13 protein-coding genes are annotated in these 13,450 nt (G+C 67.4%); 3 read left to right on the top strand and 10 right to left on the bottom strand.

From position 1 onward, the window contains the following. Nucleotides 1-34: 34 nt before the first annotated feature. The 4 genes from O1R50_RS15060 to O1R50_RS15045 form a co-directional block, all read right to left on the bottom strand. Nucleotides 35-1,672, bottom strand: coding sequence for a type 2 periplasmic-binding domain-containing protein (locus tag O1R50_RS15060; RefSeq protein WP_270110909.1), 1,638 nt, complete (start codon nucleotides 1,670-1,672; stop codon nucleotides 35-37). A gap of 64 nt (nucleotides 1,673-1,736) precedes the next feature. Beyond that, a complete protein-coding gene (locus tag O1R50_RS15055; protein ID WP_270110908.1) occupies nucleotides 1,737-2,702 on the bottom strand; it encodes a carbohydrate ABC transporter permease in 966 nt (321 codons plus the stop codon). A gap of 14 nt (nucleotides 2,703-2,716) precedes the next feature. Beyond that, nucleotides 2,717-3,670, bottom strand: coding sequence for an ABC transporter permease (locus tag O1R50_RS15050; RefSeq protein WP_408612704.1), 954 nt, complete (start codon nucleotides 3,668-3,670; stop codon nucleotides 2,717-2,719). A 167-nt stretch (nucleotides 3,671-3,837) separates the two neighbouring features. Continuing rightward, nucleotides 3,838-4,824: a LacI family DNA-binding transcriptional regulator gene (locus O1R50_RS15045; protein WP_270110906.1), complete on the bottom strand. Its 987-nt coding sequence runs from the start codon at nucleotides 4,822-4,824 to the stop codon at nucleotides 3,838-3,840. A gap of 249 nt (nucleotides 4,825-5,073) precedes the next feature. Between O1R50_RS15045 and O1R50_RS15040 the strand changes: the two genes are divergently transcribed. Further along, nucleotides 5,074-5,520 (top strand): universal stress protein, encoded by a 447-nt coding sequence (locus O1R50_RS15040; protein WP_270110905.1) that lies wholly within the window; start codon nucleotides 5,074-5,076, stop codon nucleotides 5,518-5,520. Between the two features lie 99 nt (nucleotides 5,521-5,619). Next, nucleotides 5,620-5,784, top strand: coding sequence for a hypothetical protein (locus O1R50_RS15035; RefSeq protein ID WP_270110904.1), 165 nt, complete (start codon nucleotides 5,620-5,622; stop codon nucleotides 5,782-5,784). Nucleotides 5,785-5,810: 26 nt separating this feature from the next. On the opposite strand, the gene O1R50_RS15030 is transcribed toward O1R50_RS15035, so the two are convergent. The 4 genes from O1R50_RS15030 to O1R50_RS15015 all read right to left on the bottom strand — a co-directional run bounded on the left by O1R50_RS15030 (nucleotide 5,811) and on the right by O1R50_RS15015 (nucleotide 10,140). Then, on the bottom strand, nucleotides 5,811-7,043 hold the full coding sequence (locus tag O1R50_RS15030) for an MFS transporter (protein ID WP_270110903.1): 1,233 nt from the start codon (nucleotides 7,041-7,043) through the stop codon (nucleotides 5,811-5,813). Nucleotides 7,044-7,126: 83 nt separating this feature from the next. Continuing rightward, nucleotides 7,127-8,641, bottom strand: coding sequence for a multicopper oxidase family protein (locus tag O1R50_RS15025; RefSeq protein ID WP_270110902.1), 1,515 nt, complete (start codon nucleotides 8,639-8,641; stop codon nucleotides 7,127-7,129). Between the two features lie 66 nt (nucleotides 8,642-8,707). Next, complete coding sequence (locus O1R50_RS15020; protein ID WP_270110901.1) at nucleotides 8,708-9,121, bottom strand: hypothetical protein; 414 nt, start codon at nucleotides 9,119-9,121, stop codon at nucleotides 8,708-8,710. 428 nt (nucleotides 9,122-9,549) lie between these two features. Continuing rightward, a complete protein-coding gene (locus tag O1R50_RS15015) occupies nucleotides 9,550-10,140 on the bottom strand; it encodes a TetR/AcrR family transcriptional regulator (RefSeq protein WP_270110900.1) in 591 nt (196 codons plus the stop codon). A 121-nt stretch (nucleotides 10,141-10,261) separates the two neighbouring features. On the opposite strand from O1R50_RS15015, the gene O1R50_RS15010 reads away from it, so the two are divergent. After that, the gene (locus tag O1R50_RS15010) at nucleotides 10,262-11,206 is read left to right on the top strand and encodes an SDR family NAD(P)-dependent oxidoreductase (protein ID WP_408612707.1); all 945 of its coding nucleotides are present in this window, start codon (nucleotides 10,262-10,264) and stop codon (nucleotides 11,204-11,206) included. A gap of 373 nt (nucleotides 11,207-11,579) precedes the next feature. Here O1R50_RS15010 and O1R50_RS15005 read toward each other — a convergent pair whose 3' ends face one another. Then, complete coding sequence (locus O1R50_RS15005; RefSeq protein WP_270110898.1) at nucleotides 11,580-12,002, bottom strand: peptidase inhibitor family I36 protein; 423 nt, start codon at nucleotides 12,000-12,002, stop codon at nucleotides 11,580-11,582. Nucleotides 12,003-12,243: 241 nt separating this feature from the next. Then, nucleotides 12,244-13,446 (bottom strand): sulfotransferase, encoded by a 1,203-nt coding sequence (locus O1R50_RS15000; protein ID WP_270110897.1) that lies wholly within the window; start codon nucleotides 13,444-13,446, stop codon nucleotides 12,244-12,246. Nucleotides 13,447-13,450 lie beyond the last annotated feature (4 nt).

The following is a 13,450-nucleotide window of genomic DNA, read 5'->3' as shown; positions in this document are numbered from 1 at the left end:
TGGTGCGTGCGGCCCGCCCCGGAATGCGGCGGGACTACTTGGTTTCGTCCCAGGCCTGTTGGTAGATCTCGACGTAGCGGTCGGCGCCGAGGTCGGTCAGGTTCTGCTGGAACTCGGCCCAGTCCTCGTCGCTCTCGATGTCGCGGCTGCCGGTCGCGAACTCCGCCGACGCCTGGATGACGAAGCTCTCCACATTGGTCTGGATCGTCGCGAGCTCCGTGGCCGCGTCACCGGTGATCGGGACGTCCCAGTGCGGGAACGCCTCGTCGGACTCGTGCCCCTCGTAGAGCTTCGTGGCCTCGAACAGGCGGCGCTCGTAGCCGGACTGGGTGTAGATGTCGGTGCCGACGATCTGGCTGCCGCGGAACGTCTCGTCGCTGAAGTACTGCGTCATCGCGCCCCAGGCGTTGTTCACGGCCTCCGGTGCCGCGAGCATCTCGTAGAGCGGCTCCATGGACTCGTCGAGAGCGACGTCGTCGTCCCCCGGGCCTTCCCAGTTGACGCCTTCGACGCCGAACTCGCCCTGGATGTGACCCTCGGTCGAGAAGATGAAGTCCATGATCTGCATGAGCTTCTTCTGCTTGGCCTCGCTGGCCCGGTTGGTGATCACGAACGAAGCTCCGGCGGCGCCGCCGGAGCCGCCCCAGGACGTGTCGCTGCCGTTCGGTCCGGTCAGCGGCGGGACCGCGTCGTACTGGTTGGCGCGGCCGTCAGCGGCGGCGAGGTCGACGAAGGCCGCGGGGTGCAGGATGGAGACCGATCCGAGGATCACGCCTTCGGCGCTGTTGCCCTTGGCGTAGAGCGCCTCGCCGTTCTGCGTGAACGCCGCCTCGTCGATGAGGCCGTCCTCGTACAGGGAGTTGACGTACTCGATGGCGGTCCGCCATTCGTCGCGAGTCGGCTGCAGCACGACCTCGCCGTTGACGGCCGCGAGCGATGCCGGAGTGGTGCCCTCGGCGTTGAATCCCGAGGTGTAGATGAACGGGTTCATCAGGTACGGCAGGAGCGTGCCGCCGACGTTGCTGGAGAGCGGGATCTCGTCGGCCTTGCCGTTCCCGTTGGGGTCCTGGGTCTTGAAGGCCTCGAGTACCGTGCGCAGTTCCTCGGGCGTGGTCGGCTGCTGGAGGTTCAGCGCCTCGAGCCAGGCCGAGTTCATCCACAGCTTCGTGCCGTACGAGCAGTGGAAGCACTCGTTCCACTGGGGCAGGCCCCAGATCTTGCCGTCCGATGCCGTCGCAGCGTTCTTGAAGTCGGGCTCGTCCTCGAACGCGGCGGCGATGTTCGGGGTGTCCTCGCCGATCAGGTCGTCGAGCGGCACGATCACGCCCTGGCCGCCGAGCTCCAGCAGCTCGTCGTTGTTGAACTGGTCGACCCACGGAATCATCATGTAAGCGTCCGGGTAGTCCCCGCTGGCGAGGGAGATCTGGCGCTTCTCGCCCGCGGCGGCACCGTCGTAGGTGGTCGTCTCGAACTGGAGGTCGACGTCGAACTTCTCCTCGATCACCTTGGTGAACGCGTTGCTGTCCATGTCCATGTCGGCGTTCTCGGGCGCGAAGATGGTGATCACGTCGTCCGGAGTGGTCTCCGGCTCCGAGGAGCACGCGGCGAACGCGCTGGCCGACACGGCGAGCGCCGCTCCGGCCGCTGCCGCTCGGGTGAATCTGCTGGTCATCGTTGACTGCCTTTCATTGAGGAGTTGATGGGCTTTGAGGGGAGAACCTTGGGAGGCGGGTGCACTAGCCCTTGACGGAGCCGAGCATCACGCCCTTGGTGAAGTGCCGAGCCACGAACGGGTACACGAGCAGCACTGGGACGGTGGAGATGACGATCAGGGAGAACTTCATGAGGTCGGCCATCTGCTCGGCCGCCATCTGGTTCGCCAGATCCGATCCGCCGCTGTTGTTGTTCAGCACCAAGATGTTCCGCAATACCAGCTGGAGCGGATACAGCTCTTCACTACGCAGGTAGATCAGGGCGCTGAAGTAGGAGTTCCACTGCCCGATGCCGTACATGAGCGCGATGACCGCCAGCAGCGGTTTCGACAAGGGCAGCACGACCGACCACAGGAACCGGAAGTCCGAAGCGCCGTCGAGCTGCGCGGCCTCGTACAGCTCGGCCGGGATCGAGGAGCGGAAGAACGTCATCGCGATGAGCACCTGCCAGGCCCCGATCGCGGCCGGGATGATGATCGCCCAGCGGGTGTCCAGCAGCCCGAGGGCCCGGACGACCATGTAGGTCGGGATCAGCCCGCCCGAGAACAGCATCGTGAACAGGACCCCGCCGATGAGGACCTTCCGGCCCACGAGTTCAGCCCGTGAGAGGGGGTAGGCGATCATCACAGTGAGGGTGATGCTCACCAAGGTCCCCACTACGGCATAGAAGAGCGAGTTGCCGAAACCGGTGAGGATGTCCTCATTCGACAGGACCGCCTCGTAGCCGATGAGCGTGAAGTCGACCGGCCACAGGAACACCCGGCCGCCCGACACCGCCGCGGGGCTGGAGAAGGAGCTGGCCACGATGTTGATCAGCGGCACGAGCACGATCAGCAGGAACGTGGTCAACAGGATGTAGACGCCCACCATGAAGATCCGGTCGGCAGGAGTGTCCTGCACCTGAGGGGCGCGGCGGCGCTTCGGCCTGCGGGCCTTGGCTTCCGGGGATTCGGTCGCGGACCCGGCCCGGGCGGCGGTTGTGAGTGTCATTGCAGGGGCTCCCTTCACCACAGGCCGTTGCCGGTCACGCGTTTGGAGACGGTGTTGACCGCAAGGAGGAGGACGAGGTTGATGACGGAGTTGAACAGCCCGATCGCCGTCGCCAGGCTGAAGTCGGCGTTGAGCAGGCCGATCTTGTACGTGTAGGTCGCGATGATCTCCGACTGCGAGAGATTCAGCGGGTTCTGCAGCAGGAACGCCTTCTCGAACCCGATCGCCATGACACTGCCGACGCTCAGGATCATCACCACGACGACCGTGGGTGCGATGCCCGGCAGGTCGACATGCCAGATCTTCTGCAGGCGACTGGCGCCATCCAGCTTCGCGGCCTCGTACAGAGTCGGATCGATCCCCGCCAGCGCGGCCATGTAGATGATCGCCGAGTAGCCGGCCGACTGCCAGATGTCGCTCCAGACATACACACTGCGGAACGCGTCTGGGTCAGCGAGCAGGTTCGAGTCCATCCCGAAGAACCCCAGGAAGTTCGCCATGAATCCGATCCGGGGCGAGAAGATCAGGATCAGCATCGATACCACGATCACCGTCGAGATGAAGTGCGGCGCGTAGGTCACCATCTGGACGGTGCGCTTGAAGAACCGGACCCGAACCTCGTTGAGCGCCAACGCCAGCAGAATCGGAATCGGGAACCCGGCCAGGAAGCCGTAGAGGCTCAGCATCAGCGTGTTGCGGATCAGGTCCCAGGCGACCGGGTTGGCGAAGAACCGCTCGAAGTGCTCCAGTCCCGCCCAAGGGCTGCCCCAGATCCCGTCGACCACGTTGTAGTCCTTGAACGCGATCACGTTGTTCGCCATCGGGATGTACTGGAACACCACGAAGTACGCCACCGGAAGCACCAGCAGCACGTACAACTGCCAATGCCGGCGCAGATTCCGCCGGCGGGTATCGCGACGGCGCCCACGAAGCTCCGCGGCCGTCCGCGCCTCGACCGTCGCGGTCATCGATCCGCCCTCGATGTCCTGTGCACCGTATGGCGGCGCTCCCCGTTCATGACCTGCACCATCGCTCCTTCGCGAATCGTTCCGTGAACCTTCACGGTGAATCCGTGAAGGTTCACGGTAATGACCGGGGTCTATCTTGTCAAGCGCCGGAAACGAGGAATCTCAGCTCAGGCGGACTCGCGCCACAGAATCATGGAGGGCACAGTGCGATGAATCGGGTCGAGCTGGGCGAAATCGGCCTTCGCCAGGATCTCGACGATGTCGAAGGTCTTCGACGCCAGCTCGTGACGGTCGAGGGAGATGGAGGTGAGTTTCGGGTCGACCGCTTCCCCGAGGGCCAGGCCGTCGACGCCGATGATCCGGACGTCTCCGGGGACCTCGATAGCGGTGGCATGCGCGTTCTGGACCGCTCCCAGTGCCATGAGGTCGTTGAACATGAGCACGGCCTCGGTGTCCGGGTGCATCCGCATGAGGTCCGCGAACGCGCGGCCGCCGCCGGAGATCGTCTCCTCCCCCACGATGACGCCGGTGAGCTCGGCGCCCACCGCCGCTTCGAACCACTCCCGCTTCGGCGTGGGCTCGTAGACGCCGCGGACCTGCACGGAGTAGCCCGAGTCGACCATGCCGAACCGGCGGACACCGCGTTCACGCAGTGCCTGGACCGCGTCGACTATCCCGGACTCGATGTCGATCTGGACTGAGTGGACCCCCGGCATGTCGCTCGCCGATTCTAGGCAGACCAGCGGCAGGGCGCCGGCGGCCTTCACCAGGGCGGGGGTGGCCTCGAAGTGCCCGACCACCACATCGACCTCCGAAGACAAGAGCTGCACGGCTTCGGCGGGCTCGCCCTCGGAGGCGGCCATCATGAGCTGCCAGCCGCGCTCGCCGGCGACCGAGAGCATGTCCGCGGCGATGTCGGTGTAGTACGGGTTGCGGAAGGAGGCGACCACGAGGCCCATCGCGTGGGTCTTCTGGCGGTTGACGAGGTTCCTTGCGAAACGGCTCGGCCGGTAGCCGAGCCGTCCGGCGGCCTCGAGCACCTTCAGCCGCGTGGCTTCGCTGATGTCCCCCATGTCGTTCATCGCACGCGTCACCGTCTGCCGTGAAACTCCGGCCGCCGCGGCGACATCGAGGATCGTCACGCGCTTGCTCATTGAGCCACCATTCCGTTGCACATCCTCATGCGATCGACCACTTGCGGCGCGGACGGGCGTGGGGGCGCGGCACGCCGAGCGGGATGGGACCGAATTCGTGAAGGTTCACGATAACGATATCAGCCACCTCCGGCAAACGGTCGCCAGTCAGCGTCGCCCCCAAAGACCTCGGCGGCTCGGGCAAGGACTTTCCGCTCCGTCAGGTGGCGATCCGTCAATCGATCTAGAGTCGGCTTGAGGGGGAGCGACATGTCCGATCGGAAGAAACCGGAGCAGGGCGCGGTCGTCGTCGGTGTCGACGGGTCGCCACCCTCGCGGCGGGCGCTGCGGTGGGCAGTTCGGCAGGCCGAGGCGACCGGCATGAAAATCGTGGCGGTGTACGCCTGGCGCCCGCCCACCAGGTACGGAACCGGGGTGATGGTCATGCCCGGCGTCGAGTGGGCCGAGGAGGCCCGGGCCGCTCTCTATTCGACCGTCGAGACCTTCTCCGCGCGGTGGCCGAACGTGCCGATCGAGCAGCGGGTCATCGAGGGACATCCGGCTGCAGTGCTGCTGGAGCAGGCCGAGGGCGCCGATCTCCTCGTCGTGGGAAGCCGGGGCCACGGCGGGTTCATGGGCGCGCTGCTCGGTTCGGTGAGCAACCACTGCGTGCACCACGCGACCTGCCCGGTGGTCGTCGTTCCCGACCCTGTATGAGGGCTCAGCCGGACGGCGGCGTGCATCACCTGCCGCGTCCTCAATGGAATGACACGGAGACCCGCACCTATACCGTGCAGCCCGAAAGGAGCACCGGTCGTGACACTCATCTGGTTCATAGTCTGGTTCATCGCCAATCTCGTGGGCGGCAGCGAACCGCTGCGCTTCGACCCGGTCAACGCCTGGACGGGCACGTTGATCCTGGCCGTCGCCCTCGACTTGTCCGCAGCGCACGCCGGCAACACCGCAAGACGACGCAAGTGACAAGCACCCGCGGCTCGCCGTGAACTTCAGCGGGTGTCGCTGCTGGCTGCGGTCACGGCTTTGCGCGCAAGCCCTGGGACGCGGCGGCCGAGGACGAGGTAGACGGAGACGGCCGCGAGGGCGAGGGCGCCGATCCCGAGGTACATGACGGTGCCGTCCCATTGCGCGAGGAGCAGGCCGCCGAGGAAAGGTCCGGCGAAGCCGCCGAGCTGGGTGAAGGACTGCGCGCCGAAGTAGGCGCCGCGGGCCGCGGGCGGGGCTATGCGGTCGATGAGGGCGAACTCGGAGGGCACGATGAACACCTCCCCGAAGCTGAACACGACCATCGCGGCAACGAAGTGCCACAACGAAGCCGAGAACGCGAACCCTGCCATGCCCGCGAACAGCAGCAGCCCGCCGACGGTGATGGCGGTGACCGCCTCGAGTCGCAGCACGAACCGGGCGGCGAGGAGCTGGAAGACGACGACAGTGACGGCGTTGGCGGTCATGACCGCGGCGAGGATCTGCGTGCCGTTCGTGAAGCCGATGTCGAGGTCTTGGGCGAGGAGCGCGGAGATGCGCAGCTGCACCGACTCCAGGAGCAGCCCGGCGAACAGGAGGATCAGCAGACGCGGATCGGTGGCGACGGCGCGCAGGCTCCCCAGGAACCGGTCAGATCCGCGCGGGCCCTCGGTCTTCGCTGCCGAGGCGGGCAGGGCCGGGGCGACCCTGACGGCGACCGCGAGTGCGGCGAGGTAGAGGCCGTACACGGCCGCGGCCGCGCCGAACGCGACGCGGGCACCGGAGAGACCGAGAGCGACGCCCAGGAGCGGGCCGAGGGCGTATCCGGCGTTGGTGGCCAGGTACTGGTGGGAGAACCAGCGCACGCGGGTGCCCTCGGGTAGCAGATCGCCCAGCATCGCCTTGCTCACGGGCGCGAACACGCTGCTGGACAAGGCGAGTGCGGCGTTGGCGGCGATGACGGCGGCGAGGTGCTCGGCAGCGGCGAAGCCCGCGAAGGACAGCACAACCCCGCCGAGTCCGGCGAGGAGGACCGGAGCGCGGCCGAAGCGGTCGGAGAGGGTGCCGCCGAAGAACGCGGCGGCGATCGAGAAGAACACCGAGGAGCCGATGACCAGGCCGACGGCGGCCGGTTCGAGTCCGAGTTCGCGGCGCAGGAACACGGCCAGGAACGGGATCGTCACCGAGTTGGCGAGGCTCATGATCCCTGCGCCGGCGACGAGGAGCTTGGCCAGGAGCGGGGTACGGAATGCGCGCATGGATGGACTTTCTGCCGAGGGAGTTCGCGGCGGGGGGGGGGGGGGGGGGGGGGGGGGGGGGCCCCGCCCCCCCCGACGGGTGTCTAGGCGAGGTAGCCGAGGGCGGCCATCATGCCGACTTCGCCGTGGTAGAGGTTGTGGCAGTGGAGCATCCACAGCCCGGGGTTGACCGCGTCGAAGTCGACTTCAAGGGTCTGCCCTGGCAGGACGATTGCGGTGTCCTTGCGAAGGCCCGTGTCGGCGAGCGCGAAGGTGTGGCCGTGGAGGTGCATCGGGTGCCACATCGCATCGCCGTTGATGAACCGCAGCCGGACTCGCTCGCCTTCCTCGACCGGGTAGGGGTTCGCGAGGTCGTGCGGGCGGCCGTTGATCGCCCAGTCGAATCGCTCCATGGAGCCGGTGAGCTCCAGGTCGATGGTCCGGTCGGGTGCCTTGCCGGGTAGCGCAACGGGCTCGGCCGGGGCGAGTTCGGCATAGGAGAGGACGTGCCCGGTCAGCTCCGCGGGCGCGAAGTCGGCCGCAGGGGCCTCGCCGGTTCCGGTCCGGACGAGGGCCCGACCGCGGGCGTTCTTGCCCTCGGCCTCGGCGACGAGTGCGAACACGCCATCGTGGAGCGTGACGAGGACGTCGTAGCGCTCGCCCATCCCGATCAGGATCGCGTCGGCTTCGACCGGCTCGCAGGGGAAGCCGTCGGTGTGCGCCACGGTGAGCCGGTGCCCTGCGAGCGCGACTCGGTAGGCGGTGTCGGCTCCGGCGTTGATGATGCGGATGCGCACGCGCGCACCGGGTTCGGCCGCGAACACTTCGGGGTCGGCCGGGACGCGGCCGTTGACGAGGTGGTGCGGGTAGCGCACATCTCCGGCCTCGGCGCCCAGGAGGTCCGACTCGGCCCCGTGCAGCAGGAACGAGTCGCTTGTGGGGGCTTGGCCGTGGCCGGTGTGGCCGCCGTCGGAGCCGACCTCGTCCATGTCCATCCCTTGGGCGAGTTCGGCGAGGACGTCGTCGGGGGTGCCGGTGACGCCGTCCATCCAGTCGTCGAGGACCACCGTCCACTCCAGATCCCAGGTGACATCCTCGTCGGGGTCGTCGACGATGAGCGGGGCGTAGAGCCCGCGGTCGAGCTGGGTGCCCATGTGCGGGTGGAACCAGTACGTGCCCGCGTCGGGAGCGGTGAACTGGTAGGTGTAGGTGGCGCCGGGCTGGATCGGGGCCTGAGTGAGGTCGGGGACGCCGTCGGCGTCGCAGCGCATCTGGAGGCCGTGCCAGTGCACGGTCGTGGGCTCGGGCAGGCCGTTGACCACGACCGCCTTCACCTGCTCGCCGCGGTTCACGCGGATCGGCGATCCCGGGATCTGGCCGCCGTAGGACCAGGTCGGGACGACCAGGCCGCCGAGGTCGACTTCGGTGGCGACGGGGCCCAGCTGGAACTCCCGGACCGTGCCGGGGTTGCGGGCGGCCTCGGACGCGGCGACCCGCTCGGAGTTCGGAGTGACGAACGAAGGGACGGCGGGTTCGTCGTCGGCGCAAGCGGTGAGGGCGGCGACGGGGAGCGCGGCGGCTCCGCCGCGCAGCACGGATCGACGTGTCAGTGCACGCATGATGAATTGCCTTTCGGTTTGCGGTGAATCTGGAAGCGGACGCTTATCCCCTGTCGGGGGCCGCATCTAGATCCGCAGCACCACGATCCGATTGAGCAGCAACGAGGTCGGACTGGGCCTGAGTGGTGGGGGCCACTGGCGGGTTCGAACGGGTGCGGCCTCGATCGCCGACGTGGGCACCGCAATGAGACTGAGCACCCGGGTGATCAGAGGACGCAGGATTGATACGGCGGCGCGCAGGATCACGCCGCCGCAGACCATGAATCCCAGCAGCGACAGGAGGCCGGACGGGTCCTCATCGGAGTCGGGGTCGGGCTCCGCCGCGTCGTGGTGCACCATGCCGGCGTGGTGGTGCATCGCGGCAGCGGCGGTCTCGGGTTCGGCTTCGTCGCCGTGCCCGCGGTGGCCCCATGAGTGCATCGCGACCACGCCCACCATGAGCACCGCGACCAGCGCAATGCGCGCGAGTCTGCGAACCATGGCACCGTCCAATCGGCTCTCAAGGCGCTTGAACCGCCTGCCCTACAGAGCATGCGGCAATCCAGGACGGCGGACATGCGGGCCGTCCTCGGATCTATCATATACCCTACAGGGGTATCGACTTCAGCTTGCTGAACCCCTTCATCCCAGCCGACCGCGCCCCCGCCAAGGGATCAGACGGCAACCCACGCCCAGGCGCGAACGAACCAGGAACTCGAAATGAGCAGGACCGGAATCCAGTCCCACCTCCTCCGAGGAGCAATGTCATGCTGAGATCGTGAACCCTGGACAGGCGCGATCCACTGCTGAGCGAGACCATGACAGCTGAAGCGGCCTTTGAACTCAAGGAGCTTCGGCATAGATTCGCTGACCGCTACAGCGCCGTCGTCAAAGGTGCCCATCAGTAGAGCGGATGCAACATGGTTGAGTTATAGGTCGGGCCAGCCGCGCTTGAGGTGGGCGAAAGCGGTGTCCAGAGCGGCTGCCGGGTCCGGATCCGTTCCGGCGAGATCGGGAATCTCCAAGACGTAGCGGACGAGCAGGCGAAGGGACAAGTCGTCCGCGTCACGGCCGGTCTGCTCAGCGATGACTCGCACGAGCGAGGTTTCGCAGCCGGTCCACAGTGCCCTTGCGTAGGCCCGCAGTGCCGGTGTGGCGATCACGAGGTTGGCGATCCGACGCGCTTCCGGCTCCGGGTCGGGGTCGAACGGCCCTCGCGTGGCGAGGAAGTCCCGCAGTGCCTGCAGCACAGAGGCACCCGACGGGAGTTGTCGCACCGCGGCCGTCAAGGACTGCTCACGTTCCTTGCCGTCACCGAGGATCAGCGCCTCCTTCCCGCCGGGAAAGTGCGCGAACAGCGTCGAGACCGCCGTGTCGGCGGCGTCGGCGACTTCGGTGACGGTGACCTCGTCGAACCCCCGCTCCAAGAACAGCCGCCGCGCCGCGGCGGCCAAGGCCTGGCGGGTGGCGGCCTTCTTGCGCTCACGTCGACCCGGTGCCCGCGCTTCCGTCTCCGTCATGGCGTCAGATTATCATCCCACCGGCTCTACTCCGAAATCGAAGCGCATGCATAATCGAAGTCAGTTCGATTATGTGTTGGGGCCGAACGTCCCGCGCGATCGCCGATTCAGGGGAGCCGACATGCCATACCGCACCGCCACGCAAGACTGGGACGTTCATAGACTCCCCTCCGCCGAGGGCAAGAACTTCCTGGTCACCGGCGGCAACGCTGGCATCGGCTACTTCGTCGCCGAACAGCTCGCCAGCACCGGGGCCCAGGTCATCCTGGGCAGCCGCGACAGCACCAAGGCCGCTTCCGCCGCGGCGGCGATCCGTTCCCGCGTCCCGGATGCCCGCGTTCGTCACCTCCGACTAGACCTCGCCGAACTGGCCGGGCTCAAATCTTCTGTGGACGCACTGGAACTCGATCGACTCGATGCGATCGTGTGCAACGCCGGAGTACTGCTCGACCATCCGCAACGGCGTGCAGACTTGGACGGACGCGAACTGATGTTCGCCACCAATCACCTCGGGCACTTCGCGTTGACCGGGTGGCTCGCACCGCTACTGTCGGCGGCCCCAGCCGGCCGGGTCGTCACCACAGGCAGCTTCGTGGCGAAATCGGCACGACTGGATCTCGCCGACCTTCAGGTCACCAGCGGGTACGAGCCGAAGGACGCCTACGCCCGTTCGAAGCTGGCACAGATGCTGTTCGCCTTCGAACTCGACCGACGTCTGCGGGCGGCGGGAAGCACGACCGCGAGCGTCGTGAACCATCCCGGCGGCGCGCTGGACCTCCTCACCCCGTCCCGCCCGCCGGTCCATACGCGGACCAAGGGCCAATGGCTGCGCGGCCTGCCAGCAAGCATCCTCCTGCAGGGCAAGCACGCCGCCGCATGGCCCGCGGTCCGCGCGGTCCTCGATCCAGCCGTCCGCGGCGGGCAGATGTGGGGTCCCCGGATGCTCGGGCTTCGCGGTCGACCTCGGCTCGAACCGGTGCGGGGAGCGCTGGCCGACACCGCGCTGGCCGCTCGACTGTGGACCGCCTGCGTCGATCTCACCGGACTCGACCCTTTCGCGCAGTAAGAGGTGCACCGCAACCACTCCATTGCCGCCGCGGCCGGACAGGTTGACGTTGAGGGGTTCAAGCGGTCGCGGGTGATGCTGCGCCGCCCTCCGGACGAGCTGGAGTCGGCGGTGGTCGAGCTCGCTTGGCCCACATGCGGCCGGACGGTGTCGGCGCGGGTGCGCAGCCGCGCCGCGCGTTCGCGGTTGCGGCGCGGGCGCTGGCGGCGCTCCTCGGACGGCCTACCAGCAACGCAATGTCGTCGAGCGGTGTTGCAACCGGCTCAAGCAGTGGCGGGACCTGGCCACCCGCGACGCGAACGGGCGACCATCCAGCACGCCGGCCTGATCATCGCCGCGACCATGATCTGGCTCAACGATTCACAGGACAGGCCTAGTTGTAGCAGTGGTCGACGGTACGGGTCTTCGCGCTCTCCGCCTCGTCGTTCCACCCGGACCCCAACGACGCACGGGCAGAACTCTGCGCAGGGATGCAGAGCAGGTAGTCCGTGTAGTCGTCGTTGCCGTAGAGGATTACGGCGTAGTTCGAGTCGTTCCACACCGAGCTGATCTCGTTGTCGCCGTCCCAGCCGTCGATGTTGTGCTTGTCGTTGGGGCCGTCCGGCTTCCAGTTGACCCACCGGTCGCCCTGGTAGTTGGTGTCCTCCCACATGCAGATATTGCCATTCGGGCAGTTCGGCGCCCCGGCGGCCTGCGCCGGGGCGGCGCTGAGCGTGACGACCGCGGCAGACGCGGCGAAACCGAGAGCGGCGACCTGCGTCAAGCGCCGCTTGGCCTTCGACTTGATTCCGAACATGCAGACTCCTTTCACGCACGGCAGGGCCGTACCACTGATGAGGCAGGTGATCTACGGATGCCCAACAGGAACCCCCGCAACGGATCACCACCAACGTGACGCCCAGAACGTTCGCGACCGTTGTCCGACTTGCCCCGCATCACACGCGAGCACGGAGAACAGGCCGGCTCTACCCTGGCGAGAGCGTGACCAAAGCTGACGTCATCGCGCACTACCGAACCGTCGCCGACGTCATGCTCCGTCAACTCGCAGTGAGGTGTGTTCGGGTCCCCGCCAAGGCTGTCCGGCCTGGTTCGCAGGCCCGGTCGAGAGCCGCGAACTCGGCCGGTGGGAGTCGACGTGCTGCGCCTCGGCGGCTCGGATCCAGCATGCCGATGCCAAGTCGGAGCCAGTCCTCGCGAGGTTCGACGCCGATGAAGTCCGCCAGCGCGGTCAGGTGCTCGCGCGGTTCGTCGAGAAGGTCTTCATAGGACAGGCTTCCGATCCGGCCTCCAGGAAGCGCGGCGAGGTTGCGGAGGCCGCGCACGATCGACTCCGACCACAGTGCTCCGAACTCCCCCAGGTCCATGTCGCGCTCCATGAGCAGGGCCGGATCGAACTCCTGGCTGAGCAGCGACACGAGGTCCTCGGGGATCAGGGACCGAAACCGGTCGGGGAGTTTCTCGGGCGAGTCGAATCCCAAGGCTGCGGCGGCCTCGCGGATGAGATTCGACATCTGCATGCCGGTGGCCCGGACGGCCCCGGGCGCCGCGGCGTCGGCGAACCCGCGGAGGTGGTCGACGCGTTCGCGCGGGAGGCTGGCGAGCAGCCAGTCGATCACTTCCGCCACTCGGGGATGGCGGTGCAAGGAGTCGCGGAGCAGCCAGATCTGGCGGAAGAGGGGATGCGCGCGCATCGACATCGCAGTATCCGGGCCGTCGCGGTGCAGGTGGACGAAGCGCGCCTCCGGAAAGCAGGCGTGCATCCACGGGATCGAGTCCAGGGAGTTGCCGGAGCGTTCGACTGCGGCGAAGCCGCCGTAGTGGGAGGCGAGACGGTCGATGAGCTGCCGGTAGTGGTCCCGGGCCGGACGGCGGGGCCACGATGGGACCTCGGCGGCGAGGAGGTCCAGCGTCCGGTCGGGATCGTCGTCGAGATGCGGCAGGGTCATCAGCGCCAGCGCCGGAATGCCGCCCAGATCGGCGCTGTATCTGGTCCCCGGGAGGCGGAGGTAGGCGAACTCGGGAACGTCGATCCCGCTGCGGATTATCGCGTCGTGCAGCATATTCGGTTCGGCGAGCGTACGCCAGAACTCGGCTCCGGTCACCGGGCCGAGCGGGGCGCACAGCCGCAGGCATTGGGTCAGCTCGCTGATGCTCAGGATGTCCGGGTGCCGGTTGAGGATCCGTGACAGTGCGGTGGATCCGCTCCGCCCGGCCGAGACGATGAAGGTGACGGTGCGCATCTCG

The sequence above is a fragment of the Glycomyces luteolus genome (assembly GCF_027622875.1).
GTDB lineage: Bacteria > Actinomycetota > Actinomycetes > Mycobacteriales > Micromonosporaceae > Glycomyces > Glycomyces luteolus.
This window is presented reverse-complemented; position numbering and strand designations above follow the sequence as displayed.